The following is a 25102-nucleotide window of genomic DNA, read 5'->3' as shown; positions in this document are numbered from 1 at the left end:
ACGGTGCGCGCAGGGGGCGGGCGATCCGCGGCCCAGGCGGGCGACCCCGGAGTCTGCTGTTCATGCCGCTCCCCGGTGGTGATCCACCCGGCGCCAGTCGCGACGGGCACAAGCCTAGCGCGCCAGGCGACGCAGCGCCCGTGGGGCGCCTCCGCCTGGCGTGAAGGCGTGGTGCTCGGCCTGGCCGACGACGCCTCCCCCGCCGGGTCGGACTACTGAGCCGGCCACCGGATCAGCCGATGATCCGCGGAGCCGGGCCCTGGGCCAACCGCGAGCGCCCCGAGCCCGGCTCCGCCCGCTGGGGCCCTCAGCGGAGGTCAGCGGAGGTCAGCGGAAGTCCGAGAGCGTGGGCTTGGTCATGGCGGCCATGGTCTGCCAGGCCCCGGGCCGGCCGATGAGCTCGGTCATGTTCTCCGGGGTGATCGTCCAGGAGATGCCGAATCGGTCCTTGAGCCAGCCGCAGGCCTCGGCCTCGGGGACCGCCGAGAGCCCCTCCCACAGCAGATCGACCTGCTCCTGGGTGGCGCACTGGATGGTCAGGGAGACCCCCATGGAGAAGGTGAAGGGGTGGAGCACGCCGGAGTCCATGAGGGTCAGCTCCTGCCCGGCCAGGCGGATGAAGCCCTGCAGGAGGGCGGGCTCCTGCCCGGGCTGGGCGGGGTAGAAGGACATCTCACCGATTCCCGAGTCCCCGAAGGCCCGGTCGAAGAGCTCGACGTACTGGCGGGCGGCCACCCCCGCCTGCCCCTGGCTGTGGGGGAACATGAGCGCGGGGATGACCTCCACGCCGCGGTGCGCGCGCTGGGGCGCGCGCCCGTCCGGCGGCGCGATGCCCTGACCCGGGCCGAGCTCACTGGCGGTCGCCGCCCTGCCCACCGAGCCCACCAGCAGCTGCCAGCTCACCCCGTAGCGATCCTCCACCCAGCCGAAGCGCTCGGAGAAGGGATAGGCCCCCACCGGCATGAGGGCCCGCCCGCCCTCGATGAGGCACTGCCACAGGGAGTCCAGGCGGGCCGCGGGGTCGGGGCAGTAGTCGGGGTCGATGACGACCATGAGGGAGATGGAGGGATTGGGCCGGTTCTGCGGGCCGGCGTTGATGGCGCTGAGCTCCAGCCCCGCCAGGCGGAAGCGGATCTCCAGGACCTGCCCGGCCATCGCCTCCTGACCGGGCCCCAGATCGTGATCCGGGTAGTGGGAGGTGGCCAGGACGCCGGTGCCCCCGCGGGCCTGCTCGTCGTCGGCCAGGGCCTCGGCGAAGGCCCGGACGTAGAACTCCACGGCCTGGGGCGCGCTGCGGTCGAACCACAGGGCGGGGACCACGCGCTGGATCTGCTCGCTCATGGCCTCAACCTACAGGCCGGCCCGCGCGCCCTCACTGCTCGGCCTGGCCGAACCAATCCCCCAGGCCGTCGTCGACGCCGATCCAGGCCAGGGCGCCGGGCATCTCCTCGGGGCGCAGCAGCACCTGCTCGAAGGCCGCGCGCACCTGGTCGCGCACCTGCGGCTCCCCCACGCCGGTGACCACGAGATGACAGCGGGGCTCGACCAGCGGCTCGCTCTGCGCCTGCCCGGCCGCGGGGACCTCCTTCCAGGCCCCGGCATCCCCGACGCTGACCGCCCCGCCCGCCACCTCCCAGGCGCATACCCGCCCGGGCCTGCTGGGAAGCCAGAAGCAGCCCCGGGCGCACAGCCCCGATCCGGCCAGGTCGGCCACGAGCTCGCGCAGGCGCCCGGGATGGAAGGGGAGGGAGGCGCTCAGGTCCAGGGTCCACACCCCGTGATCACCGGGGCCGCCCCAGGCCTGGGTGGTGGCGGGGTGGACCCGGCGGATCGCCTCGGGGGCATCATGGTCGATGGACAGGAGGCACTCCAGGATCGGGGCGCTCAGGCCCGGGAGCAGGAGAGTCTCATGGGGCCGCAGGTGCTCGATGAGATCAGCCCCGACCCCGGCGGTGTCATGCCCCAGGGACAGTACGACGTCGGCGTAGCCGAGGTTGACCATGTGAATCTCCCCGGTGCAGCGCTCGTCGCCGGGATAGGAGGCCAGTCCGGCGTCGGCCAGCAGCCTGTGCTCCAGGAGCTCGTCATGCGCGACGGCGGCATCCAGGACGTGGGCCACCGCCGCCAGGCGCACCCCGGGGGCCAGGTCGGCGAGCTCGGCCGCCAGGCGGGGAAGGAGGTGGACCAGCTCGATGGCCGGCGGCAGGAGGACCACGGTGGCGCCCTCGGGCTCCTGCTCGGCGCGGTCCTGGGCCACGGCGATGAGCACCTCGCGCAGGGAGCAGGTCTGGCAGTGGCCGGGCATGGGCACATCCAGGATCTCCGGGTCCTGCCCCAGGGCCTGCTGGCAGCTCAGGCGCACCACGCCGCGCTCCGCCAGGTCGGGATGCAGGGTGGCGGTCATGACCATGGCCTCCTGGCCGGACAGGGCCAGATCGACCAGGCCGAGCAGCCCCGGGTCCAGGGCGCTGATGAGGGACAGTCGATGGGCGACGTCGGGCACGGGACCTCCACAGTTGACGGGAACCAGAATCATTCTCAATAATGCATGCCATGACCACCTACTGCCAAGTCACAGGGGCCCGACCGGTCTTCGGCCGCTCGGTCTCCCACTCGCATCGCCGCAGCTCGCGGCGCTGGAGCCCCAACCTCCAGCGCAGGCGCTACTGGGTCCCCTCCCTGGGGCGCACCGTGCGCCTGACCGTCTCGACCAAGGGGATGAAGATCATCGACCGCCAGGGCATCGACGTCGTCGTGGCCCGCATGCTCGCCCGGGGGGAGAGGCTGTGAGCACCCGTGCCAAGGACCTGCGCCCCATCATCAAGCTGGTCTCGACCGCCGGCACCGGGCACACCTACGTCACCCGCAAGAACCGCCGCAACACCCCCGACCGCCTGGTGCTGCGCAAGTACGACCCGGTGGTGCGCCGGCACGTGGAGTACAAGGAGTCCCGCTGATGGCCAAGACATCCAAGATCGCCGCCCAAGCCCGCCGCCAGGCCATCGTGGCCCGCTACGCCCAGCGCCGCGCCGAGCTCAAGGCCGCCAGCGTCAACCCCCACCTTCCCCTTGCCGAGCGCAGTGCCGCCATGGCCGCCCTGCACGCCCTGCCCCGCGACGCCTCCCCCACCCGGCTGCGCCGGCGCGACGCCGTGGACGGCCGGCCCCGCGGGCACATCCGCCTCACCGGCACCTCCCGGGTCCGCTTCCGGGAGATGGCGCTTCGCGGCGAGCTGCCCGGCATCGTGAAGTCCTCGTGGTGAGGGCAGCGTCATGAAACCCGGCATCCACCCCGCCTACGCGCCCATCGTCTTTCGCGACCGCTCCGCCGGCTTCGCCTTCCTGACCCGATCGACCCTGACCTCCGACCAGACCATCGAGTGGGAGGACGGGCGGGTCTACCCCGTGGTGGACGTGGAGGTCTCCAGTGCCTCCCACCCCTTCTGGACCGGCCAGGGACGGATCCTGGACACGGCCGGACGCGTGGAGAAGTTCCGCCGCCGCTACGGCCTGGAGTAGGCCGCCCCGCCCGGGCGCCCCCGCGGGGCCCGGGCGCCCGCCGCCCCGGGGCACCGCGGCCCGGCTGCCCCTGGCACCGGTCCCCGGGGCAGTCCACCCACCATCACAAGAGCAGGAGACCCATGAAGGTTCGCGCATCCATCCGATCCCTTGCCAAGCAGCCCGGCTCCAAGGTCGTGCGCCGCAGGGGCCACACCTACGTCATCAACAAGAAGAACCCCCGCTTCAAGGCCCGCCAGGGCTGACCCGTGGCCCGGGAGCCGCGGCCGCCCTCAGCGCAGCCTGTCGCGAGGGCGGCCGACCGGCGGCTGCCTGGCGGACGGCTGCTCCTCGGGGGCGAGCCCTGCCGCTACCCTGCACCCATGTCCGACTCAACCCATCTGGTCCTGTCCCTGTCCTGCCCCGACAAGCCCGGCATCGTCCACGCCGTCACCGGGGCGCTGGCCCGCCGCGGCGGGAACATCACCGAGTCCAAGCAGTTCGGGGACAGCGACACCGGGCTGTTCTTCATGCGCGTCCAGGTCGAGACCACCGTGCCGCGCCTGGAGCTGGAGAAGGACCTGGAGGCCCTGGCCGGCGACTACGCCATGGAGTGGAGCCTCGATGAGGTGGGCCGCCCCATGCGCACCCTCATCATGGTCTCCAAGGAGGGGCACTGCCTGACCGACCTGCTCTTCCGCGCCCGCAGCCAAGGCCTGCCCATCGATGTGGCCGGGGTGGTCGGCAACCACGAGGACCTGCGCGCCGTGGCGGAGTTCTACGGCGCGCCCTTCCACTGCATCCCCGTGACCCGCGAGACCAAGGAGGCCGCCGAGGCCGAGCTGATGGCCCTGGTGGAGTCCCTGGGGGTCGAGCTGGTGGTCCTGGCGCGCTACATGCAGATCCTCTCCCCCGCCCTGTGCGAGCGCCTGCACGGCGGGGTCATCAACATCCACCACTCCTTCCTGCCCTCCTTCAAGGGGGCGCGCCCCTACGCCCAGGCGCATGAGCGCGGGGTCAAGCTCATCGGTGCCACCGCCCACTACGTGACGGCCGATCTCGATGAGGGCCCCATCATCGAGCAGGACGTCACCCGCGTGGCCCATGAGGACTCCGTGGCGGCGCTGCGGGCCAAGGGCCAGGATGTCGAGCGGCGCGTGCTGGCCCAGGCGGTGCGCTGGCACACCGAGCACCGGGTGCTCATGAACGGCCACCGCACGGTGGTCTTCGCCTGAGTCGGCCCAAGCGCAGGAGAGCCATGGTGAACCACTCCTCCCCTCTTGGGCCGGGCGTGAGCGAGGCGCTGTCGCGGGCAGCGACCGTCGAGCCGAGCATTGCGCGGCCGGCAGGGCCGCGCCTGGCGGTCCTGGCCTGCCAGGACCGCCGCATGGACGTCATGAGGATCCTCGGGCTCAGCGCCGGTGAGGCCTATGTGATCCGCAATGCCGGCGGGATCCTCGATGATGGCGCGCGCCGTTCCCTGGCGATCTCGCAGCACGCGCTGGGCGTCACCGAGATCATCGTCATGCATCACACGGACTGCGGGATGTCGCGGATCGAGGACGAGGCCTTCCTGGCGCTGCTCGAGCAGCGCACGGGGGCCAGGCCCACCTGGTCGCCCGGCGGCTTCGCGGGGCGCAGCGCCGAGGAGCATCTGCGCGATGTCCTGGCCGATCTGGCGGCGGACCCGTTCATCCCGGACGGGGCCGGCGCCCACGGACTGCTCTACGACGTCGCCACCGGGGCCATCAGCAGCCTCGACACCGTATCCTGACCGCACACGCAGCGCGTTGGGCGCAGCAGCGATGGGACAAGGAGGCTGTTCATGAGCGGTATCGGGGACACAGAGGCTCAGGCACTGCGCAAGGTTCTCATCGATGCCCTGGGGCGCTCGCGCGAGCGCCTGGACCGGGCGCTGGAGGGCGTGAGTGCCGAGCAGGCCAATGCCCGGCCGGTGGATGGGCTCGCACCGCGGATCGACTCGCTCACCTGGCTCGCCTGGCACACTGCCCGAGCGATCGACCTGCAGATCGCGCCGTTAGCGGGCCGCGAGCCGGAGTGGACGGCGGGCGGCCATTCCACGCGATTCGACCTGCCCCTGCCCGATGACACCGAGGACTGGCGGCACACGCCCGAGGAGTCTGCGCAGGTGGAAGTGCGCGACCTGTCGGTGCTGACGGCCTATCTCGACGCCGTCTACTCCAGCGCCACCGGCTTCCTGGAGTCGCTGGATCCAGCGCGCCTTGATGAGGTGATCGACAGGGAATGGGAGCCGCCCGTGACGCTCGGTGTGCGCCTGGTATCGATCATCGACGACGCATCCCAGCACTCCGGCCAGGCCATCTACGCCCGCCGACTCCTCGGCCTGCCCGGATAGCCCTGTGGACCGCCCCGCTCAGAGGCAAGGCCCTACTGCGAGTCACCCGGGGGCGAGGCAGGAACAAGCCGGCCGTCCACCTCGAGCGACCACGGGCCACGGGCACCATCGGCCTGGGCGCTTACTCGACCATCCGCGCAGCTCACGTGGAACGTGGCGGCCTGGAAGCCGTCGTGCGCCGGCACCACCACCTCCCGCTCATCCCCATCGGCAAGGCAGAAGCAGCGCAGCGTGAGGTCGGCGGCCCAGTCGGCCTGCGGGTCGGCGGTCGCCCCCGTCACCGGCACCACGCTGCCCTGACGCACGTACAGGGGCAGGGAGTCCAGACCGTGACGCTCATGCACCCAGCGCGGCCCGATCACGGTGCTCCCGTCCCACCAGGAGGTCCAGGTGCCCTCGGGCAGGTAGACGTCCACCTCACCATCGGCATCCATGACCGGCGCCACCAGCAGGCTGTCCCCGAGCATGTACTGGGTGTCGACGTCGCGCGCGCCGGGATCGTCGGGGAACTCCAGGAACATCGACCGCATCATGGGCGTTCCCGTCGCGTGGGCCTCGCCGGCCAGCCGGTACAAGTAGGGCATGAGCGAGAGCCGCAGGGTGATGAAGCGGCGGGCTACCTCGACCGCCTCCTCATCGAAGGCCCAAGGCACGCGCACTGAGCTCGAGCCGTGCAGCCGTGCGTGGGAGGATAGCAGCCCGAAGGCCAGCCAGCGCTTGAACACCTCGGGATCCGGAGTCCCCTCGAAGCCGCCGATGTCGTGGCTCCAGTACGCGAACCCGGAGGAGGTCAGCGACAGTCCCCCGCGCAGGGTCTCCCCCAGTGAGGCGTAGGTCGACTCGTTGTCCCCGCCCCAGTGCACCGGGAACTGCTGGCCGCCCGCGGTGGCCGAGCGGGCGAAGACGATCGCCTCGCCCTCCCCACGGCGCTCCCGCAGCAGGTCGAAGACGGTGCGGTTGTACAGGTGCGTGTAGTAGTTGTGCATCTTCTCCGGGTCGGAGCCATCGTGCCAGGCGATGTCGGTCACCGGGATCCGCTCACCGAAGTCCGTCTTGAAGCAGTCCACGCCCGCATCCAGCAGGGCGGCGAGCTTGCCCCGGTACCACGCGACTGCTTCCGGATTGGTGAAGTCCACCAGGGCCATGCCCGCCTGCCACAGGTCGGTCTGCCACACGTCGCCGCTCGTGGTGCGCACCAGGTAGCCACGGGCGAGGCCCTCCTCGAACAGGGCCGAGCGCTGGGCGATATAGGGGTTGATCCACACGCACACGCGCAGCCCCCGCTCCTTGATGCGGGCCAGCATTCCCGCCGGGTCGGGGAAGGTGTGCGGATCCCACACGAAGTCGCACCAGTGGAAGCCGCGCATCCAGAACGTGTCGAAGTGGAAGACGCTCAGCGGCAGGTCGCGCTGGGCCATCCCATCGATGAAGGACATGACCGTGCGCTCGTCATAGTCAGTGGTGAAGGAGGTGGTTAGCCACAGTCCGAAGGACCAGGTGGGCACCATGGGGGCGCGACCGGTCAGGGCCGTGTAGCGGCGCAGCACATCCTTGGGGGTCGGGCCGTCGATGAGGTAGTAGGTGAGCCGCTCCCCCTCGACGGAGAACTGGGTGCGGGTGACGACCTCGCTGCCAACCTCGAAGGAGACCCCGCCGGTCTCGGCGACGAACACCCCGTAGCCGGCAGTGGTCAGGTAGAAGGGAATGCCCTTGTAGGCCTGATCAGAGGCAGTACCGCCGTCCTCATTCCAGATGTCCACCCGCTGCCCGTTCTTGGTGAAGGCCCCGAAGCGCTCCCCCAGCCCGTAGACCCGTTCCCCGGGCCGCAGAGCGAGCTGCTCGCGCATGTAGGTGGTGCCGTCAGGGCCGACGATATGGGCCAAAGCACGAGGCAGGCTCGCCGTCAGCGCCCGGCCGCCGGAGGTGAACTCGGCCCTCCAGTCGGCGCCCTCCCGCAATGTCACCGCCAGTGACCCGGCGCGCAGGGTGACGCCCGCATCCGTGCGCTCAACCTCGCCCCGGTAGTCGGATGGCACGTTGACGGCGAAGTGCGGGCCGCGGTCGCGCCGGCCCCGATGGTGGACGGCCTCTACCTTGATGACACCGTCGGCGACGGCGGTGAAGGCGACGGAGATGAGGCCGACGTTGAGGGTGTCGCCACGTGTGGCGACGGGACGGACGGGGGCGTGGGCGTGGACGGCGCCGGCGGGATCGACCGTGAGGTCGAGCAGGCCGCGGGCCTTGTGCACGGCATGGCCCTGGCGATCGAGCCAGTAGCCGTTGGAGAATTTCATGCGGGCTCCTTGATGATGAGTCGAGTGGCGGGCACGAGTGAACACCGGTGGTGGGGCCTCTCCGAGCCGAGTGCGGCAGGGGCGACGGCGATGAGCCTCGGCCCCAAGGACTGCGGACCGCGCAGCGCCGACCGGCCGCGGCGAGGGGTCACTTCACCGCCCCGGCGGTCACTCCCCGGGTCAACGTGCGCTGGAAGAACAGGAAGAACAGGAAGGTCGGGATGAGCGACACCAGTGCGCCGGCGTTGAGGGTGGGCACGTCGAGCATGCGATCACCCTGCAGACTGGACAGAGCGATCGGCACCGTCTGGTTGTCATTGCTGGTGAGCATGACCAGCGGCATGAAGAACTCGTTCCAGGTCCAGATGAAGAAGAAGATCATGAGAACGCTCAGGGTGGGCCGCACGATCGGGTAGACCACCTTCCACAGGATCTGCCAGCGGCTGGCACCGTCGAGCTCGGCCGCCTCCAGCAGGGCGCGCGGGAAGGTGCCCAGGACGGAGGCCAGCAGGTAGGTGCCGAAGGCCGACTGGATGACCGTGAAGATGATGACGATCGACCAGGGGTTGTCCGTGAGGCCGACGCGCTGCGCCATGGTGAACAGAGGGTAGATGAGCCCCTCCTGCGGCAGCATATTGGCGATCATGAGCACAGCGACGATCCAGGCCCGTCCCCGAACCCGCCCCACGCCGATGGCATAGGCGTTGAGCAGGGACAGCAGGGCCCCGGCCACGGCCACGAGCGCGGAGGTCCACACCGAGTTCCACAGTTTGACGGGGAAGTTGACCCGCTGCCAGAAGTAGGCCAGGCCGTCGGTGTAGATCTCCTGGGGCAACGACAGCGGGCTGCCACCGGAGTAGTCGGCCGGGGACTTGAAGGCGTTGATGACCATGAGCAGGAACGGGGAGATCATGAACAGGGCGAACAGGCCGACGACGGCGAGCACCAGCCACCGGCCCGCCCCGCGGTGGAAGCGGTCCTTGCGCCGACCCGAGGGCGCAGCGCCGGCTGAAGCCGTCGATGGTTGTGCGGACATACGCGTGGTCATATCAGCGGCCCTCCTCATCACGGCGCTCGCTGCGATTCTGGAAGATCTGGATGACACCCGCGATCACGATGATGACCACCGTGAGCACGGTCGAGATCGCAGCGCCATAGCCGACCTTGGACTTGTCGAAGAAGTTGAGATACGAGTAGTAGCTCGGCACCAGGGTGGAGCTCTCAGGACCGCCGCGGGTGAGCACATAGATGGGCGCGAAGACCTTGAGGGCCGCGATGGTGCAGGTGAGCACGATGACAAAGGTCTCCGGCCGAATCTGCGGGACGGTGATGGCCCGGAATCGGGCCATCCAGCCCGCGCCGTCGAGCTCGGCGGCCTCGTACAGCTCCGGATCCACCCGTTGGAGAGCGGACATGAAGATGACGGTGGGGTAGCCGATCTGGATCCAGATGAGCACGAACATGACCGAGGGCAGCGCCGTCGACGTGGATCCCAGCCAGTTCGGCGGATCCGTCACGCCGATGCTCCGCAGAACGGTGTTGACAGCGCCCGTCTGCGAGTTGAGGATCCAGTTCCACACAATGCCCGCCACGGAGATCGGCAGGATCTGCGGCAAGTAGTACATCGCGCGCAGCGCCGCCGCGGTGCGCGAGTTGAAGTGCTTGCCGATGTAGTCGAACAGCACAGCGGCCAGCACCAGACCGATGAGGGTCGGGATGATGACCATGGCGACGATCATCGCCATCGAGTTGCTGAAGGAGGCCCAGAACTTGTCATCCTCAAGCAACTCGGCGTAGTTGTCCAGGCCGATGAAGCGCATGGGCGACATTCCGCCCTTCCACCGGTGGAGGGAGTACCAGACGTTGAGTACCAGTGGTACCAGGATGATGACGGTGAAGGCGATGGCCCCGGGGAGCAGATACGGCAGGTAGGCCAGCGACCGGGACCTGCGTCGCGCTGACCGGCTGCGTCCGTTGCTCACTGCTCAGTCCTCGACGACGATCTCGGCCTTGCCCTCCTCATAGGCGGCCTTCAGATCGGCGAGGACCTGCTCGCCGGACTTGGAGCCGTTGATGAGGGACTGCATGGCGGAGGTGATCTGGTCGTAGAAGCCGGCCACCGGCCAGTCGGGGTAGAAGGCGAGTCCGTCCTTCTCGTTGATCTGGGCGAAGTTGTCCGTCATGGTGCGGGTCTTGTCGTCCTTGATGGTGGCGGGGTCGCCGGCAACGGGAAGTCCGCCCTTCTCCCCCAGGATGGCCTGGACCTCCTCGGACAGGGTGATGTCGATGAAGTCGTAGGCGAGCTCCTTGTTCTTGGCATTGGCCGGGACCACCCAGAGGTTCCCGGAGGAGCCGGGGAACAGGTTGGCACCGGGGAAGAGGAACTGGTCCCAATTCGTCTTCGCCATGTCCGACACGATCCGCCCGAACCACCAGGACCCGGAGACGAACATCGGGAAGCTGCCGTTGATGAAGGCGGTGCCGGCGTCCTCGGCGGTCAGTCCGGCCGAGTCAGCGGCGATGTAGCCCTTGCCGATCCACTCCACGAGCTTGTCGGTGCCCTGCTTGACCGGGCCGGAGGTCCAGTTGACGTCGCTCTTGAACAGCTGATAGGCGTCGACGAAAGAGCGGTCGGCATGGGCGAGGATGAGCTGGTACCACAGCTGTCCCATGGGGTACTCCGAGCCCGCCTCGGCAAGCGGCACCTGCCCGGCGGCGACGAAGGCGTCGCACACCGCCTCGAACTCCTTGAGGGTGGTGGGCACGCTCAGCCCCGCCGCATTGAACATGTCCTGGTTGTAGTAGACGAAGACGTACTCGCCGTAGTTGGGCACTCCATACCAGTCGCCGTCACCCATGAGGCCGTCCTCGGTGTAGCGGGCGGTGGTCTGCAATGAGGCGGCCAACTTGGTGTCCCAGCCGCGCTCAGTGGCCTGCTCCGTCAGCGGCTCGATAAGCCCCTGGGAGGCGAGCTGCCCGGCGGTGGAGTTGCCCTTGTTGTACTCCATGATGTCCGGGACATCGTCGCCGGTGAGCACGATCTTGGCGTTCTTCTGGAGTTGCTCGAAGGTCTGGTCCTCGATCTTGACCGTGACCTCCGGGTGCTTCTCCTTGAAGATCTCCACCGCCCGGGCCCAGGCCTGCCCCATGGCGGAGTCGTCGGACTCGTAGTCCCAGATGATGAAGGTGTCCGAGCCCTTGCCGGATGAGCCTGAGGACGGGCCGCAGCCGGTCAGACCCAGCCCGAGCAGGCTGGTGGCAGTGGCGGCCAGGAGGGCGTTGAAATTCCTGCGCTTCATGGTGTGGTTCCTCTTCGTTGAGTTCATCGAGTCTCCCCTGGGGGAGGGCGGTGGCGGAGTCCCCGGCTCCTTGGTCCGGGGACGATGTGGGGATCAGCGGCCGGGGGCGGGCCCGAGGCTCTCGCCATCGACGACGGCGCAGGTCACCAGCTGGTGGCAGTCGGCCGGATCGAGCTGCTGGTCGAGGATGGCCAGGAGGGCGCGGGTCGCGAAGGCGCCCATGCGCTCTCCGGGCGCGTGCGTCGTCGTCAGCGCCGGTACGGTCATGGCCCCCAGAGTGGGGGATGAGACCGCGCCGACGACGGAGATGTCCTGGGGGACCCTCAGTCCCAGGCTCTGCAGCCCGGCGAGCAGTCCGAGGGCGGCCATGTCGTTCATGACGACGATGCCGGTGGGGCGCTGCTCGTGCTCCATCAGCTCGCGGGCAAGGGTCTGTCCGGCATGCGGGTTGGCGTCGCAGGCGAAGGCCAGCGGGGTGAGCGAGCGCTGCTCCACCGCTTGGAGGTACCCCTGTCGGCCCCGGATGGCCGGGCCGTAGCCGGCCTTGGCCTGGGCGTCGGGGCGACCGATGAAGGCGATGCGGCGGTGACCTCGGCGGTGCAGCTCGGCGACGGCGTCGTCGACGGTGCGCTCAAAATCGATGTCGACATAGGCCAGGCCGGTCGGGTCCGCGGTGCGGCCCACCATGACGAAGGGGAGGTCGGCGGCCTTGAGAGCGGCGACGCGCGGATCGTCCACCTCGACCTCCACGAGCAGAACGCCGTCGGCCTTGCCCTGCTGCACCAGTGCCACGAGCTCAGAGCCCGCCTTGGTCTCATCCAGCGGCCATACGGCAAGGCTGTAGCCGTGGCGAGAGGCCTCGTGCTGCGCACCGCGGACGATCTCGAAGACGGTCTCCCCCATGGCGGTGTCAAAGCTGGGGAAGGTCATGGCCAGGGTATGGGAGCGGCGACTGGCCAGTCCTCGGGCCATGGCATTGGGCTGGTAGTCGAGCTCGTCCATGGCGGCGCGAATGCGGCGGGCGGTCTCCGGCGCCACCGGGCGGGCGCCGGAGAGCGCATAGGAGACGGTCGAGACGGCGACATGCGCGCGGCGGGCGACGTCCTGCATGGTGGCCATGGGCCGCCTCCTTCGTCGACGGGCTCCGGCGCGATGCCGGTGCCGGTTCCTCCCTGAACCTGTTGGATGGACTGTGCCTAAGCGCTGCCGGGACGAGTGACTGAAGAACCTCAATCGAAGCGCTCCGACGAAGCGCTTCGATAAGTGTGAGTCACCGCGGCAACAGGGGGCAACCTCAGCGGGGAAACGTCGAAAATTTCGACTCGCAGCGCCTGCGCCGACTCACTGCGCGCTGACCTGGTGGGCCCTGCGCCTCGCGTCGCGCCCGGTCCCGTATGCAGGGACATGCAGGGCATGGCGACGAGGGTCTGAGTGAAGGTCAGGCGGTGCGGGGGGCGGCGAGGTCCACGTCGGCGCCGCGGCGCAGGACGCGCACGGGGGCGAGCTCGGCGTCGGTGACCAGCACATCGGCCCACAGGCCCGGCCGCAGGGCGCCAATGCTGGCATCGCCCAGGATCCGCGCGCCCTGCACGGAGGCCGCGTAGACGGCGTCGACAAGATCCACGCCGCCGCGCCAGGTGGTGCGCACGACGTCGAGCAGATGCGCCGTGCCCCCGGCGATCGCCTGCCTGCCGGTGAGCCTGGCGACACCGCCAGCCACGGTCACGGCCGCCGGGCCGAGCACGTAGTCGCCGTCGGGCATGCCTGCCGCGGCCATCGCGTCGGTGATGAGGACGACGCCATCGCGCCCCAGGGTCTCGAACATGTCGAGCACGATCGCGGGGTCGAGGTGGACGCCGTCGCCGATCATCTCCAGGACGCACTCCCCGCGCCGGGCGGCGGCCAGGAACTCGGGCACCGGCCCGGGAGCGCGGTGATGCATGGGTCGCATCCCATTGAACAGGTGGGTCGCGGTCGAGCGCGCCGAGCGGACGGGCCGGCCGGCCTCCAGGCGCGCGGCGATGCGGGCGGCGGCGTCGGCCAGGGCGGCGCGCACGGCGGGGGCCTGGGCATCGGTGTGCCCGAAGGACGGCAGGGCGCCGCCCTCGATGAGGGCGGCATTGACGCCCTCGTCCCCCGTGATGCCGGGCTTCTCCGGGGCGATGGTCATGGTCACCACATGCCCGCGCCCCAGCTCGATGAGCTCGCGGGTCAGGGCCGTATCGGGGTCGAGGATGTAGGTGGGGTCCTGGGCACCGCAGCGCTCCACCGAGACGAAGGGCCCCTCGAAGTGGATGCCGGCCAGCTCACCGGCATCGCACAGCTCGGCCAGGAGGGCCGTGCGCTCCTTGAGCACCTCAGCGGCGGCCGTCACGCAGGAGGCCACGAGCGAGGTGGTGCCGTGACGGCGGTGCTCCAGGATCGAGACCATGGCCTGCTCGGAGCTGGCGGCATTGGGGAAGGACTCCCCGCCCCCGCCGTGGCAGTGGACGTCGACCAGGCCGGGCAGGAGGTAGCCGCCCTCGGGGGCCGCCCAGGCGCCCTCCAGGGCCTGACCGAAACCGGCAACGGGCGCCGCTGCCGCCTCGCCGACCCAGGCGATATGCCGCCCGACGACGACCACCGCCCCGTCCTCGATGATGCCCTCCGGGGTGATGACCCGCCCGCGCAGGGCGGTGGCAGCGCTACTCATACCCGCAGTCTAGGCCCAGACATCAGACAACTGCATGTGAGGCTGGCGCCGCCAGGGCGCGGTGCCGCCGGGGCGCAAGACCGGCGTCCCTCAGCGGGCCAGCCGCTCCTCGACGGCGCGCACCGCCCGCTCCACATCCCGCTCCAGCCGGGCGCTGCGGCGCGCCGAGTCGGCCCAGATGAGTCCGGCGCCCACCGGCCGCACGGCCACCACGCGCCCGCGGTCCACGAGGATCGGCCGGAACATGCCGTTCATGGAGGGGCAGATGAGCCTCTCCCCCGCCGCATCGGTCAGGCAGCTGCGGTCCTTGTAGCCCACATGCAGCTCATCGAAGGAGGCCAGGAAGCGGGTGCGCTCGGCCTGGGCGCGGTGGGCGGCCAGCAGGTCGGGCAGGTCAGCGCGCAGATAGAGCGTCTCGGCTCCCCGGGGCACGGTCCCGCCCGGCTCCATGAGCTCCAGGCTCCCGCGCGCCCCGCCTGTGGCCAGCCCCCGGGCCAGGGGGACTGCGCCGCTGGCCGGATCGGCCGCGTAGCCCTCGGCATTCGTCATCTCGACGGCGTCCTGGAGCGCCCGGGCCGCCTCCCGCTTGGGCATCGTGGTCCAGCGCGATAGATCCGCGGCGCTGACTGGGCCGTGACTGGTGGCGTAGCGCCGGGCGATCTCCGCCAGGGCGGCGCGGTGCCCCTCCTGGCCCTGGGCCGCTCCCCCGCTCCCGCCGGGGCCGGTTCGCGTATCGGGCAGCCGTCGCGCGTCGATGACCAGGTGCTCCCCGCCGCTGCGGGGCCCCTGGACCAGGGCCCCCACCGCGTGGAGCCCGACGATGAGATGCCGCTTGGCGTAGGAGTCATCGGCGCCTGCGGCGATGAGATCGGGCAGGACGCCCTCGGCCTGCCAGGCCTCGATGAGCTCGGCGCGCGTGCAGCCGGGGCGCCCCTGGTCAGCGGCGCGCTCGATGGCCTGCCAGGCGGCGCTCGCGGCCCGCTCCAGGCCCGCCGAGCCGTGCCCGAAGCGCTCCTCATCGGCCCGCATCCATGAGGCCATGCGGTGGAGCAGGGCCTCGCGCATCCAGTGGTAATCGGCCGCCGTCGTGATGTGGACGGTGCCGCGCATGGGCCAGGAGCGCACGAGCCCGCCGGCCCCGAAGGCCTCATCGATCTGCGGCATGCCCACCGCCTCGCCGGTGCGCGAGGCGATGGCGTGGGGGATCGCCGAGACCTGCTGGCCCTGGATGGCGAGCTGACGGCGCACCGCCTCAACCGGGTCCGGGGCCGCGGTGGCGGGAACGAGGCCCTGGGCCACGATCCTGGCCAGCGAGACCTCCCGGGGCAGGGGCTCGGCCGCCGGGGCAGGGCGCGCGGGGCGCGCGGGACGAGTGGGGCGCGCGGCCATCAGAACAGCCTCGACTCGGCGTCGTCCATCCCGCGCATGGCGTCGTAGTCGAGCACCACGCAGCGGATGCCGCGATCCTCGGCCAGCACGCGGGCCTGCGGCTTGATGGTCTGCGCGGCGAAGACGCCCTGGACGGGGGCGAGCAGGGGGTCGCGCCCCAGGAGCTCGAGGTATCGGCTGAGCTGCTCGACGCCGTCGATCCCGCCCACGCGCTTGATCTCCACCGCGACCGAGTGGCCCTGGGCGTCCTTGGCCATGATGTCCACCGGGCCGATGGCCGTGGGGTACTCGCGGCGCACCAGGCGGTAGCCGGGGCCCAGCACCTCGATCTGCTCGGCCAGGAGCTCCTGGAGATGGGACTCCACCCCGTCCTTGGTCAGGCCCGGGTCCACTCCCAGATCCTGGCTGACATCGGAGATGACCTCGTAGAGGCGGATGACCAGGCGGTCCTCGGTCTTGGTGGAGTGAACCTGCCACACGGCGCTGACCCCCTCCTCGCGCTCCTGGTCATCGGGGTCGCTGACACTCAGGCGCGCAGGCGCGGTCATCCAGTTCAAGGGCTTGTAGGAGCCACCATCGGAGTGGACCAGGACGGAGCCGTCGGCCTTGAGCATGAGCACCCGGGTGGCCCGGGGCAGGTGGGCGTCGAGACGGCCGGAGTAGTCCACGGAGCATGAGGCGATGACAAGGCGCACCGGCCCACCCTAACGGGTAGTCTCGGCCGCGGACCGGCACCCGGGCAGTCGTATCGCGAGAGGAGTCCCTCATGAGCCCTTCCGAGGGAGCCCCTGCTCCTCCCAGCGACCTCTACAGCGCCAACGCCGACATCTACGCGGCATTGGCCCTCCCCTACGTCGAGGCGATGAGCGCCGCGCTCATCGAGATCCTCGGTCGCGACGGCGGCCCTCCTGCCGGGCTGCCGATCCTCGACCTCGGCTCGGGCACCGGCTCCCTCCTGCCCGGCCTCGCCACCCTCGGGGCCCATCCGCTGTACGCCGTCGAGCCGCATCCGGCCATGCGGGCGGGGCTCATGGCCACCGTCTGCGCCGCTCCCGGCCTGGCGCCGCGCGTCACAGTGCTCCCCGGGACGCTCGACGACGCCGCTCCCCTCCTGCCCTCCCGCCTGGGCGCGATCACCGCGCTCAACATGCTCGGTCACCTCGATGAGGCCGCTCAGGATCGCTTCTGGGGCTTCGCGGGCGAGCGCCTGCCCCCGGGAGGCGTTCTGGCCATCGCGCTCCAAGGCCCGCTGGAGCCCATCGAGGTGCCATGGACGGACTTCGGGCAGAGCGCCGTCGGCGGACTGCGGTACGGCACCGAGGGCAGGGCCGAGCCCGACGGCGAGACGATGCGCTGGACCATGCGATGGACTGTCCGCACGGCGGCGGGCGAGGTGCTCCAGGAGCGCACGGCCCGCACCGACTGGAGGATCCTCAGCCCGGAGGGCCTGCGCGACCAGGCCGCGCGGGTGGGGCTGGAGCCGGGCCCGGCTCGCGATGACCTCCTCCTGCTCTCCTTCATCCGTCGCTGAGCGCTGGAATGGTCCTCGCCCCGGCTCGCCGCCCCGCCATCGCCCGGATCGACGGAGGATCCCCCGTTGGTCAAGGCCCACCGCATCCTGAGGAGTCCCCGGAGTGAGCAGCACGCACGCCGCACTGCCCTCGGCCCCCGCCGCCGATCCCGCGAGCTGGCGGCTCCCGCTGCGCCGGGGCCCGTACCTCACCGGCACGACGGGGCCGAACCGGCTCATCGGCCTCGACGCCGCCCGGGGCCTGGCCCTGCTGGGGATGATTGTGGCGCATGTGGGGGCCACCTCCTGCGGCCTGACCAGCCTGGAGGGGATCCTGGCCCTGTCTCATGGGCGGTCCTCGGTGCTCTTCGCCGTGATCGCGGGCTTCTCCCTGGGCATCATCACCGGGCGCCTGGAGCCCCATCGCGGCGATCGCCTCGTGCGCACCCGTCTGCGCGTCCTGGTGCGCTCGGGCCTTCTGCTGGCGCTCGGCGCGGCCATGGCCTCCCTGGGCACGCCGGTCGCCGTCATCCTGGGCTTCTACGCCGCCTGGCTGTCCCTGGCCCTGCCCTTCGTGCATCTGGGTCCCCGCAGGCTGCTGGCGCTGGCCGCGGCCACGGCGGTCCTGGGCCCCTTGGCGGTTGGGGCGCTGATCACGCTGCCGGCCCACACCGGCCTGATGGTCTTCGGCACCGAGGACGGCAATACCGCCATGCTGTCCTTCCTCGTCAGCGGCGCCTACCCGGGACTGGTGTGGATGGCCTACATCTTCCTGGGCCTGGGACTCTCGCGCATCGACTGGCAGCCGGCCCGACTGTGGCGCCTGGCGGCCGCGGGCGCGCTGTGCGCCGTCCTGGGCTACGGCGGCGCCGTGGTGGTCGGCATGGTGCTCATCCCCGACAGCCACGACTCCCCCGTGCTCGTCTCGCCCCGCCATGCGCAGGCCTGCCACGAGGGTGGGGCGGGCTCGGTCCCGGCCGTGCCCGGCGACGGCTCCATTGAGCCCGCCGATCCAGGCCCAGTCGCCCCTGAGCCCATCACGCTCGACGAGGTCCAGGAGCAGGCCCCGCTCGCCGGCCCGACAGGCCCTTCCCTGCCCGGGCTCGACCTGGAGTCCCTCATCACCGCCAGACCGCACACGAACACCACCTTCGAGGCGCTGGGCTCCGGGGGCGTGGCCATGGTCGTCATCGCCCTGGCCCAGCTCGTGGCGCTGCGTCACCGGCTGCTCCTGGCGCCCCTGGCGGCAGTGGGCTCCATGTCACTGACCGTCTACTGCGCCCACCTGGTGGTCATCGCCGCGGGCGGCCTGGGGCCGGGCAGCGGCAACCTCTCAGCCCTGGCCCTGGGCGGGGGCTGCATCGTCTTCGCCATGGCCTGGCTCGCCGTGTACTCCCGCGGCCCCCTGGAGCACATCCTGCACGTCGTCTCCGTGCGCGCCACCCGGGCGCCCTAGAAGAGCCGGGGCTGCTCGGGGGCCGCCGACTCCACCCAGGAGATGAGGGCCGAGTAGGACTCATCCATCATCGCCAGCTCGAATCTGCCGGAGGGATCGGCGCACACGACGTCGACCACGCGACCCTGGGCGCGGCGGTGGCGGGCCTCCAGGAGCTCCAGCTCCAGGCGGGACCATGACCGGGTGGGCCTCAGCGACAGCGACATGAGCCGGTACCAGTCCAGGGACTCGTGCCGGAAGGCGGCCACCCCGGAGAACCAGCGGGGCCCGGCGCGCCAGGCGCACTCGAAGGAGCCGACCTGACCGGCCAGGAAGCGCAGGCGGACGAGGAAGGCGGCGATGAGCAGCACGATGGCCAGGGCGATGATCGCCACGATGGTCCACGCCTGCGCCGTCATCCTCAGGCCTCCGCGCTCAGTCTGGCCTCGTCGGCGGCGATGGTCACCGTGTCATGGTCCACCGAGCAGAACCCCCCGCGCACCTGCAGCTCCAGGACGGTGCCATCCATCTCGGTGAGTCGCAGGGCTCCCGAGCCCAGGAGGGCCAGGAGGGGCTGGCGCCCTGGCAGGATGCCAGCCTCGCCGTCGATCAGCGGGACGGAGGCCTGCTGGGCCCGCCCCTGCCAGACGAGCTCGGTGGGGTTGACCACCTCGATGCTCAGTGCCACGGTTCCTCCTGCCTGTCCTGTCCGACTCAGGCCCCGAGCTCGGCGGCGCGGCGCTCGAGGTCCTCGATGCCGCCGATGTTGAAGAAGGCCTGCTCGGGCAGATGATCGTACTCCCCCTCGCAGATGCGGCGGAAGGCCTCGATGGTCTCCGTCAGCGGGACGGTCGAGCCGGGCACGCCCGTGAACTTCTCGGCCATGTAGGTGTTCTGGGACAGGAACTGCTCGATGCGCCGGGCCCGGGCCACCGTGATCTTGTCCTCCTCGCCGAGCTCGTCGACGCCGAGGATCGCGATGATGTCCTGGAGCTCCTTGTTCTTCTGCAGGATGGACTTCACGCGGGTGGCCACCCCGTAGTGCTCGGCTCCCACATAGCCGGGGGCCAGGAGGCGCGAGGTGGAGGCCAGGGGGTCCACGGCCGGGTAGATGCCGCGCGAGGCGATCTCGCGGGACAGCTCGGTGGTGGCATCCAGGTGGGCGAAGGTGGTGGCCGGGGCCGGGTCGGTGTAGTCGTCGGCGGGAACGTAGATGGCCTGCAGGGAGGTGATGGAGTGGCCTCCCGCCGAGGTGATGCGCTCCTGGAGCTGGCCCATCTCATCGGCCAGGTTGGGCTGGTAGCCCACCGCCGAGGGCATGCGGCCCAGCAGCGTGGAGACCTCGGAGCCGGCCTGGGTGAAGCGGAAGATGTTGTCGATGAACAGCAGCACGTCCTGGTTCTGGACGTCGCGGAAGTACTCGGCCATGGTCAGGGCGGACAGGGCCACGCGCAGACGCGTGCCCGGGGGCTCGTCCATCTGGCCGAAGACCAGGGCGGTCTTGTCGAAGACGCCGGCCTCCTCCATCTCCACGATGAGGTCGTTGCCCTCACGGGTGCGCTCGCCCACGCCGGCGAAGACGGAGACACCGCCGTGGTTCTGGGCCACCCGCTGGATCATCTCCTGGATGAGGACGGTCTTGCCCACGCCGGCCCCGCCGAACAGGCCGATCTTGCCGCCCTGGACGTAGGGGGTGAGCAGGTCGATGACCTTGATGCCGGTCTCGAACATCTGCTCCTTGGACTCCAGCTGGTCGAAGGCCGGGGGCTGGCGGTGGATGGGCCAGCGCTCGGTGATCTCCAGGCTCTCGCCGTCCGCGAGGTTGAGGACATCGCCGGTGACGTTGAAGACGTGGCCGCGGGTCACATCGCCCACGGGCACGGTGATGGGGGCGCCGGTGTCGCGCACCTCGGTTCCGCGCACCAGGCCATCAGTGGGCTTCAGGGAGATGGCGCGCACGATGTTGTCCCCCAGGTGCTGGGCGACCTCGAGGGTGATCTCATGGGCCTGCGCGCCCTCGCTGGTGGCCTGCACGGTGACGCGCAGGGCGTTGTACATCGCCGGGATGGCCTCGGGCGGGAACTCGATATCGACGACGGCGCCGATGATCCGGGTGATGCGTCCCGTCCCTGGGGTGGTGGTGTCAGCCATGTTCGTTCTTCCGTGAGTCCTCGACAGATGGTCCGTGGGGCGGCCTGTCCCGCTATCCCGAGCCCAGGGCGTCGGCCCCGGAGACGATCTCGGTGATCTCCTGGGTGATGTCGCCCTGGCGCGCGGCATTGGCCAGGCGGGTGTAGGTGATGATGAGCTCGTCGGCGTTCTCCGTGGCGGTGTGCATGGCCTGCTGGCGGCTGGCCAGCTCGGAGGCCGCGGACTGCAGGATGGCGTTGCGGATGCGGCTGGCGGCGTAGCGGGTCAGCAGGGCCTGCATGACCTCCTCGGCGCTGGGCTCGAACTCGTAGAGCGGCAGGGTCGGTGACGCGGCGGGGCCCTCGCCCTGCACGCCGGCCTCATCGTGGTGCGCGCCCCCATGGGCGCCCTCGGAGTCCTCGGAGTCCTCGGAGTCCTCGGGCTCCTCGACGTCCACCACGGTCAGGGGCAGCATGCGCCGGACCTCGGGGACCTGGGAGACCATGGAGACATAGCGGGTGAAGACGATGTGGACCTCGCCCACTCCCCCCTCCTCGGCGGTGGCCATGAAGGCATCCAGCAGGGTGGTGGAGACCTCGGCCATGGTGGCCTCGGTGGGGCGGTCGGACTCCCCGGTCCAGGCCCGCTCGATGGGCCTTCCTCTGAAGGAGAAGTAGGACTGGGCGCGGCGGCCGAAGGTGTAGACCACCGGCTCCTTGCCCTCCTCGACCAGCTGGGCCAGGAGTCTCTCGGACTCCCGCAGGATGGTGGCCGAGTAGGCCCCCGCCATGCCGCGGTCCGAGGTGCAGACAAGAACCGCCACCCGGGGGTTGCCGGAGTGCTCGGCGATCTCGGCGAGGATGGGGTGGTCCAGGCTGGCGTAGGAGCCCACTGCCGCCACGGCATGGCTCAGGGCGTGATCGTAGGGGGAGGCCTCATGCGCGTTGCGCCGCGCCTGACCGATCCTGGAGGAGGCGATGAGCTCCATGGCCCGGAACACCTTCTGCAGGGTCTGGGTGGATCGGATGCGCTGCTTGTAGACGCGCTGGTTTCCTGCCACGGCTCAGCCCTTCTTCAGGACGATCTTCTCGTGGGTGCGCTCGGCCTGGGCCGGCTCCTCGGGCTCGGCGGCCTGAGCCCCGAGCAGCTGCCCCTTGGCCTGGTAGGTGGTGCGGAAGGCCTCGACGGCCTCGCGCAGAGCGGCCTCGGTCTCCTCCTCCAGGGCGCCGGAGGCCTCGATGGTCTCCAGGACCGGGGTGTTGCGACGCAGGTGGTCCAGGAGGGCCTCCTCGAAGCGCAGCACCTCGGAGACCTCCAGGTCGTCCAGGTAGCCGTTGGTGCCCGCCCACACCGAGGCGACCTGCTCGGCCACCGGGTAGGGGGTGTACTGGGGCTGCTTGAGCAGCTCCATGAGCCGCTCGCCGCGGGTGAGCTGGGCGCGGGTGGCGGCGTCCAGGTCGGAGGCGAACATGGCGAAGGCCTGCATGGAGCGGTACTGGGCCAGGGTGATCTTCAGGGTCCCGGCCACCTTCTTCATGGCCTTGATCTGGGCGGCGCCACCGACTCGGGACACGGAGATGCCCACGTCGACGGCGGGGCGCTGGTCGGCGTTGAACAGGTCGGACTGCAGGAAGATCTGCCCGTCGGTGATGGAGATGACGTTGGTGGGGATGTAGGCCGAGACATCGTTGGCCTTGGTCTCGATGATGGGCAGTCCCGTCATGGAGCCGGCGCCCAGGTCATCGGAGAGCTTGGCGCAGCGCTCCAGGAGGCGGGAGTGCAGGTAGAAGACATCCCCGGGGTAGGCCTCACGGCCCGGCGGGCGGCGCAGCAGCAGGGAGACGGCGCGGTAGGCCTCGGCCTGCTTGGACAGGTCGTCGAAGACGATGAGGACGTGCTTGCCGGCGTACATCCAGTGCTGGCCGATGGCCGAGCCGGTGTAGGGCGAGAGGTACTTGAAGCCGGCCGGGTCCGAGGCCGGGGAGGCCACGATGGTGGTGTACTCCAGGGCCCCGCGCTCGGCCAGGGTGGCGCGCACGGCGGCGATGGTCGATCCCTTCTGGCCGGTGGCCACGTAGATGCAGCGCACCTGCTTGTCAGGGTCCCCGCTCTGCCACGCGGCCCTCTGGTTGAGGATGGTGTCCAGGGCGATGGCGGTCTTGCCGGTCTGGCGGTCGCCGATGATGAGCTGGCGCTGGCCGCGGCCGATGGGGATCATGGAGTCGATGGCCTTGAGCCCGGTCTGGAGGGGCTCATGGACGGACTTGCGGGCCATGACACCGGGGGCCTGGAGCTCCAGGGCGCGGCGGCCCTCGGCGGCGATCTCACCCAGGCCGTCGATGGGCCGGCCCAGGGGGTCGACCACGCGCCCCAGGTAGGCGTCCCCCACCGGCACGGAGAGGACCTCGCCGGTGCGGCGCACCACCTGCCCCTCGTCGACGCCGTCGAAGCTGCCCAGGATGACCACGCCGATGCGGCGCTCCTCCAGGTTCATGGCCAGTCCGGCGGTGCCGTCCTCGAAGGTGAGCAGCTCATTGGCCATGACGCCGGGCAGGCCCTCGACGTGGGCGATGCCATCGGCGGCGAAGACAACGTGCCCGACCTCCTGGGCGGCGACCTCGGCGGGCTTGTAGGACGCGGCGAACTCGCTGAGGGCCGAGCGGATCTCCTCGGGCCTGATGGTCAGCTCTGCCATCTGTCGTCTCCTTGCGTCTGTATGGGGTGAAGGCTCTGTATGGGGTGGCCGCATGGGGCCGGGGCTGGGTGGGGGCCGCTGCCGGCCGGGAGCCGGCCGCTAGCCGGCCAAGCGCTCTCGCATCTCGGCCAGGGAGCCGGCGATGGTGCGGTCGATGACGTGGTTGGTCACGGTCACGCGCATGCCGCCGATGACCTCGGGGTCCACCACCGTGTTGAGCTCGACCGCATGGCCCAGTCTGCGAGTCAGGATGGCGGCCAGGCGCTCCTCCTGGGCGGCGCTCATGGGGACGGCGGTCACGACGTCGGCGATGGACCGCAGCTGGAGGGCGGCGGCGAGCTCGACGACGCGGCGCAGGTTGCGCACCGGCCCGCCCTCGCTGCGGTGGCGCACGCACCAGCGCACCAGGGCCATGGCGGGGGCGGAGATGCGCGAGGCGAAGAGCCGCTCGGCCAGGCGCACGCGCGAGGCGGTGCTGGTCTGCCGCGAGGGCTTGAGGGCGGCGCGCAGCTCGGGGTCGGCCTCCAGCTGCCTGGCCACCGCGAAGACCTCCTGCTCGATGTCTCCCACGGTTCCCTCGGAGTAGGCGCCGCTGAGGATCGACTCGATGCCCAGGTCGTGGAGGTGGGAGATGAGGTCCACCGGATGGGACCAGCGCCGCCGGGCCATGGCCCGGAGGAGCTCGACGACGCGCTCATCGGCCTTGCCGGCGAAGAGCCGGGAGGCCAGATCGGCCTTGTCCTGGGGCTCGCGCCCAGGATCGGTCAGCGGCCCGCTCAGGGACCCCTTGGCGATCTGGTGCGCCATGGCCAGGATCTGGGTCCCCAGCTCCAGGCCATGGGATCCGGCGGCCCGCAGCACGGGCCACCAGGCCTGGGCGACGGCCTTGCGCGTCTCGGCGGTTCCGGCGCTCACCGCGCCTCCTGAGCGGGGGCGCCGCGATCCATGCGGTCCAGGCCCGGGGTGGGCGGGGCGGCCTCGAGCTCGTCGAGGAAGCGGTCGATGACGCGGGAGGACAGCTCGGCGTCGCGCAGCTGCTCGCCGACGATCCGCTCGGCCAGGGAGGCGGCCAGCATGCCCACGTCAGTGCGCAGGGAGATCTGCGCGGCCTGCTTGTCGGCCAGGATCTGGCGGTTGGCCCCCTCCTGGATGGCGGCGGCCTCCTCCTGGGCGGTGGCGCGGGCCTGGGCGATGATCTGGCCGGCCTGGGCCTGGGCGTCGTCACGGATGCGGGCGGCCTCGATGCGGGCCTCCTCGACCAGTCGGGCGGCCCGCTTCTCGGCGTCGGCCTGCTCCGCCTGCGCCTTGGCCGTCAGGTCCAGGCCCTGCTGGATCCGCTCGGCGCGCTCATCGAGGGTCCGATAGATCCTGGGCAGCCCGAAGCGCCCCACCACCAGGAGGATGAGGAGCAGGACGACCGCGGCCCAGAAGATCTCGTAGAGCGGGGGAAGCAGGAAGGATGTCCCCCCTGCCTCCTGATCTGCGGCGGTGACGGCGGCGGTGAGCATCAGCTGACGACGAGCGGCAGGACGAAGCCGATGAGGCCCAGGGCCTCGACCATGCCCGCGGTGATGATCATGTTGGTGAACAGGCGGCCGGCGACCTCGGGCTGGCGGGCGGTGGCCTCCTGGGTCTTGCCGGCCAGGATGCCGATGCCGATGCCCGGGCCCAGGGTGGCCAGGCCGTAGCCGATGTAGGCGAATGCCGCAGTGGTCATGTGTGCTTCCTTTGGTTGCTGCGCCCGGGGGCGCGGGGTGGGTCGGAATCGGGGCCCGCAGCCCTGA

The 25102-nt window shown here is 70.7% G+C and carries 28 protein-coding genes and 1 riboswitch; of the genes, 10 read left to right on the top strand and 18 right to left on the bottom strand.

What is annotated here, in order from left to right; translation table 11 throughout:
* Positions 1 to 23: 23 nt before the first annotated feature.
* Positions 24 to 111: riboswitch (ZMP/ZTP riboswitch) on the bottom strand.
* Between the two features lie 216 nt (positions 112 to 327).
* Together EL266_RS05920 and EL266_RS05915 are read right to left on the bottom strand one after the other, a co-directional pair.
* Complete coding sequence (locus tag EL266_RS05920; RefSeq protein ID WP_034514836.1) at positions 328 to 1341, bottom strand: VOC family protein; 1014 nt, start codon at positions 1339 to 1341, stop codon at positions 328 to 330.
* Positions 1342 to 1372: 31 nt separating this feature from the next.
* Positions 1373 to 2503 (bottom strand): CobW family GTP-binding protein, encoded by a 1131-nt coding sequence (locus EL266_RS05915; protein ID WP_034514837.1) that lies wholly within the window; start codon positions 2501 to 2503, stop codon positions 1373 to 1375.
* Positions 2504 to 2553: 50 nt separating this feature from the next.
* On the opposite strand from EL266_RS05915, the gene rpmB reads away from it, so the two are divergent.
* The 8 genes from rpmB (at position 2554) to EL266_RS05875 (ending at position 5874) form a co-directional block, all read left to right on the top strand.
* Entirely contained in the window at positions 2554 to 2790 is a 237-nt protein-coding gene (gene rpmB, locus EL266_RS05910) for a 50S ribosomal protein L28 (protein WP_026426826.1), read from the top strand.
* Positions 2787 to 2957 carry a 50S ribosomal protein L33 gene (gene rpmG / locus EL266_RS05905; protein WP_026426827.1) on the top strand — a complete coding sequence of 57 codons (171 nt, stop codon included), beginning with the start codon at positions 2787 to 2789 and terminating at the stop codon, positions 2955 to 2957. The genes rpmB and rpmG overlap by 4 nt, the downstream gene beginning before the upstream one ends.
* Entirely contained in the window at positions 2957 to 3262 is a 306-nt protein-coding gene (gene rpsN / locus EL266_RS05900) for a 30S ribosomal protein S14 (RefSeq protein ID WP_026426828.1), read from the top strand. The genes rpmG and rpsN overlap by 1 nt, the downstream gene beginning before the upstream one ends.
* Positions 3263 to 3272: 10 nt before the next feature.
* The gene (locus tag EL266_RS05895; protein ID WP_026426829.1) at positions 3273 to 3518 is read left to right on the top strand and encodes a type B 50S ribosomal protein L31; all 246 of its coding nucleotides are present in this window, start codon (positions 3273 to 3275) and stop codon (positions 3516 to 3518) included.
* A 122-nt stretch (positions 3519 to 3640) separates the two neighbouring features.
* Positions 3641 to 3763, top strand: coding sequence for a type B 50S ribosomal protein L36 (gene ykgO / locus EL266_RS05890; protein WP_017194831.1), 123 nt, complete (start codon positions 3641 to 3643; stop codon positions 3761 to 3763).
* A 117-nt stretch (positions 3764 to 3880) separates the two neighbouring features.
* Positions 3881 to 4732, top strand: coding sequence for a formyltetrahydrofolate deformylase (gene purU, locus EL266_RS05885; protein WP_026426830.1), 852 nt, complete (start codon positions 3881 to 3883; stop codon positions 4730 to 4732).
* A gap of 23 nt (positions 4733 to 4755) precedes the next feature.
* Positions 4756 to 5271 (top strand): beta-class carbonic anhydrase, encoded by a 516-nt coding sequence (locus tag EL266_RS05880; protein ID WP_084500665.1) that lies wholly within the window; start codon positions 4756 to 4758, stop codon positions 5269 to 5271.
* Between the two features lie 51 nt (positions 5272 to 5322).
* Positions 5323 to 5874: a DinB family protein gene (locus tag EL266_RS05875; protein ID WP_051281095.1), complete on the top strand. Its 552-nt coding sequence runs from the start codon at positions 5323 to 5325 to the stop codon at positions 5872 to 5874.
* Between the two features lie 32 nt (positions 5875 to 5906).
* Here EL266_RS05875 and yicI read toward each other — a convergent pair whose 3' ends face one another.
* From yicI to nucS, 8 genes are all read right to left on the bottom strand, one after another.
* The gene (gene yicI / locus EL266_RS05870) at positions 5907 to 8168 is read right to left on the bottom strand and encodes an alpha-xylosidase (protein WP_026426833.1); all 2262 of its coding nucleotides are present in this window, start codon (positions 8166 to 8168) and stop codon (positions 5907 to 5909) included.
* Between the two features lie 148 nt (positions 8169 to 8316).
* Positions 8317 to 9216 (bottom strand): carbohydrate ABC transporter permease, encoded by a 900-nt coding sequence (locus EL266_RS05865; protein ID WP_026426834.1) that lies wholly within the window; start codon positions 9214 to 9216, stop codon positions 8317 to 8319.
* A gap of 1 nt (position 9217) precedes the next feature.
* Entirely contained in the window at positions 9218 to 10150 is a 933-nt protein-coding gene (locus EL266_RS05860) for a carbohydrate ABC transporter permease (RefSeq protein WP_026426835.1), read from the bottom strand.
* 3 nt (positions 10151 to 10153) lie between these two features.
* On the bottom strand, positions 10154 to 11467 hold the full coding sequence (locus tag EL266_RS05855; protein WP_026426836.1) for an ABC transporter substrate-binding protein: 1314 nt from the start codon (positions 11465 to 11467) through the stop codon (positions 10154 to 10156).
* A 93-nt stretch (positions 11468 to 11560) separates the two neighbouring features.
* Positions 11561 to 12586: a LacI family DNA-binding transcriptional regulator gene (locus EL266_RS05850; protein ID WP_026426837.1), complete on the bottom strand. Its 1026-nt coding sequence runs from the start codon at positions 12584 to 12586 to the stop codon at positions 11561 to 11563.
* 319 nt (positions 12587 to 12905) lie between these two features.
* On the bottom strand, positions 12906 to 14159 hold the full coding sequence (locus EL266_RS05845) for an N-acetylglucosamine-6-phosphate deacetylase (RefSeq protein ID WP_026426838.1): 1254 nt from the start codon (positions 14157 to 14159) through the stop codon (positions 12906 to 12908).
* A gap of 90 nt (positions 14160 to 14249) precedes the next feature.
* Positions 14250 to 15548 (bottom strand): DNA glycosylase AlkZ-like family protein, encoded by a 1299-nt coding sequence (locus EL266_RS05840; RefSeq protein WP_026426839.1) that lies wholly within the window; start codon positions 15546 to 15548, stop codon positions 14250 to 14252.
* On the bottom strand, positions 15548 to 16243 hold the full coding sequence (gene nucS, locus EL266_RS05835; RefSeq protein WP_026426840.1) for an endonuclease NucS: 696 nt from the start codon (positions 16241 to 16243) through the stop codon (positions 15548 to 15550). The genes EL266_RS05840 and nucS overlap by 1 nt, the downstream gene beginning before the upstream one ends.
* A 71-nt stretch (positions 16244 to 16314) precedes the next feature.
* Between nucS and EL266_RS05830 the strand changes: the two genes are divergently transcribed.
* Positions 16315 to 17079: a class I SAM-dependent methyltransferase gene (locus EL266_RS05830; RefSeq protein WP_051281097.1), complete on the top strand. Its 765-nt coding sequence runs from the start codon at positions 16315 to 16317 to the stop codon at positions 17077 to 17079.
* A 103-nt stretch (positions 17080 to 17182) separates the two neighbouring features.
* Positions 17183 to 18514, top strand: a complete 1332-nt coding sequence (locus EL266_RS05825; RefSeq protein WP_026426841.1) for a heparan-alpha-glucosaminide N-acetyltransferase domain-containing protein — start codon at positions 17183 to 17185, stop codon at positions 18512 to 18514.
* On the opposite strand, the gene EL266_RS05820 is transcribed toward EL266_RS05825, so the two are convergent.
* From EL266_RS05820 to atpE, 8 genes are all read right to left on the bottom strand, one after another.
* Positions 18511 to 18912, bottom strand: a complete 402-nt coding sequence (locus tag EL266_RS05820; protein ID WP_026426842.1) for a DUF2550 domain-containing protein — start codon at positions 18910 to 18912, stop codon at positions 18511 to 18513. The two genes, EL266_RS05825 and EL266_RS05820, sit on opposite strands and share 4 nt — an antisense overlap.
* Before the next feature lie 2 nt (positions 18913 to 18914).
* On the bottom strand, positions 18915 to 19181 hold the full coding sequence (locus tag EL266_RS05815; protein WP_026426843.1) for an ATP synthase subunit epsilon: 267 nt from the start codon (positions 19179 to 19181) through the stop codon (positions 18915 to 18917).
* Positions 19182 to 19207: 26 nt separating this feature from the next.
* Entirely contained in the window at positions 19208 to 20644 is a 1437-nt protein-coding gene (gene atpD, locus EL266_RS05810; protein WP_026426844.1) for a F0F1 ATP synthase subunit beta, read from the bottom strand.
* A gap of 52 nt (positions 20645 to 20696) precedes the next feature.
* Positions 20697 to 21683: a F0F1 ATP synthase subunit gamma gene (locus EL266_RS05805; protein WP_026426845.1), complete on the bottom strand. Its 987-nt coding sequence runs from the start codon at positions 21681 to 21683 to the stop codon at positions 20697 to 20699.
* 3 nt (positions 21684 to 21686) lie between these two features.
* On the bottom strand, positions 21687 to 23318 hold the full coding sequence (atpA, locus tag EL266_RS05800) for a F0F1 ATP synthase subunit alpha (protein ID WP_026426846.1): 1632 nt from the start codon (positions 23316 to 23318) through the stop codon (positions 21687 to 21689).
* Positions 23319 to 23417: 99 nt separating this feature from the next.
* Positions 23418 to 24233 (bottom strand): F0F1 ATP synthase subunit delta, encoded by an 816-nt coding sequence (locus EL266_RS05795; RefSeq protein ID WP_026426847.1) that lies wholly within the window; start codon positions 24231 to 24233, stop codon positions 23418 to 23420.
* A complete protein-coding gene (locus EL266_RS05790; protein ID WP_026426848.1) occupies positions 24230 to 24826 on the bottom strand; it encodes a F0F1 ATP synthase subunit B in 597 nt (198 codons plus the stop codon). Before EL266_RS05790 ends, EL266_RS05795 begins: the two co-directional genes overlap by 4 nt.
* Entirely contained in the window at positions 24826 to 25035 is a 210-nt protein-coding gene (atpE, locus tag EL266_RS05785) for an ATP synthase F0 subunit C (RefSeq protein WP_026426849.1), read from the bottom strand. The genes EL266_RS05790 and atpE overlap by 1 nt, the downstream gene beginning before the upstream one ends.
* Positions 25036 to 25102: the final 67 nt, after the last annotated feature.

Origin of the sequence: Actinomyces slackii, from assembly GCF_900637295.1 — a bacterium.
Taxonomy (GTDB): Bacteria; Actinomycetota; Actinomycetes; order Actinomycetales; family Actinomycetaceae; genus Actinomyces; species Actinomyces slackii.
Note: the sequence above shows the minus strand (reverse complement) of the source record. Positions and strands in the feature narration are given on the sequence as shown.

Bases quoted from the DNA above. Each gene is read 5' to 3' on its own strand.
- EL266_RS05920 (WP_034514836.1), bottom strand. From the start codon at position 1,341: ATGAGCGAGCAGATCCAGCGCGTGGTCCCCGCCCTGTGGTTCGACCGC.
- rpmB (WP_026426826.1), top strand. From the start codon at position 2,554: ATGACCACCTACTGCCAAGTCACAGGGGCCCGACCGGTCTTCGGCCGC.
- rpsN (WP_026426828.1), top strand. From the start codon at position 2,957: ATGGCCAAGACATCCAAGATCGCCGCCCAAGCCCGCCGCCAGGCCATC.
- EL266_RS05895 (WP_026426829.1), top strand. From the start codon at position 3,273: ATGAAACCCGGCATCCACCCCGCCTACGCGCCCATCGTCTTTCGCGAC.
- ykgO (WP_017194831.1), top strand. From the start codon at position 3,641: ATGAAGGTTCGCGCATCCATCCGATCCCTTGCCAAGCAGCCCGGCTCC.
- purU (WP_026426830.1), top strand. From the start codon at position 3,881: ATGTCCGACTCAACCCATCTGGTCCTGTCCCTGTCCTGCCCCGACAAG.
- EL266_RS05880 (WP_084500665.1), top strand. From the start codon at position 4,756: ATGGTGAACCACTCCTCCCCTCTTGGGCCGGGCGTGAGCGAGGCGCTG.
- EL266_RS05875 (WP_051281095.1), top strand. From the start codon at position 5,323: ATGAGCGGTATCGGGGACACAGAGGCTCAGGCACTGCGCAAGGTTCTC.
- yicI (WP_026426833.1), bottom strand. From the start codon at position 8,168: ATGAAATTCTCCAACGGCTACTGGCTCGATCGCCAGGGCCATGCCGTG.
- EL266_RS05865 (WP_026426834.1), bottom strand. From the start codon at position 9,216: ATGACCACGCGTATGTCCGCACAACCATCGACGGCTTCAGCCGGCGCT.
- EL266_RS05855 (WP_026426836.1), bottom strand. From the start codon at position 11,467: ATGAAGCGCAGGAATTTCAACGCCCTCCTGGCCGCCACTGCCACCAGC.
- EL266_RS05850 (WP_026426837.1), bottom strand. From the start codon at position 12,586: ATGGCCACCATGCAGGACGTCGCCCGCCGCGCGCATGTCGCCGTCTCG.
- EL266_RS05845 (WP_026426838.1), bottom strand. From the start codon at position 14,159: ATGAGTAGCGCTGCCACCGCCCTGCGCGGGCGGGTCATCACCCCGGAG.
- EL266_RS05840 (WP_026426839.1), bottom strand. From the start codon at position 15,548: ATGGCCGCGCGCCCCACTCGTCCCGCGCGCCCCGCGCGCCCTGCCCCG.
- EL266_RS05830 (WP_051281097.1), top strand. From the start codon at position 16,315: ATGAGCCCTTCCGAGGGAGCCCCTGCTCCTCCCAGCGACCTCTACAGC.
- EL266_RS05820 (WP_026426842.1), bottom strand. From the start codon at position 18,912: ATGACGGCGCAGGCGTGGACCATCGTGGCGATCATCGCCCTGGCCATC.
- atpD (WP_026426844.1), bottom strand. From the start codon at position 20,644: ATGGCTGACACCACCACCCCAGGGACGGGACGCATCACCCGGATCATC.
- atpA (WP_026426846.1), bottom strand. From the start codon at position 23,318: ATGGCAGAGCTGACCATCAGGCCCGAGGAGATCCGCTCGGCCCTCAGC.
- EL266_RS05790 (WP_026426848.1), bottom strand. From the start codon at position 24,826: ATGCTCACCGCCGCCGTCACCGCCGCAGATCAGGAGGCAGGGGGGACA.
- atpE (WP_026426849.1), bottom strand. From the start codon at position 25,035: ATGACCACTGCGGCATTCGCCTACATCGGCTACGGCCTGGCCACCCTG.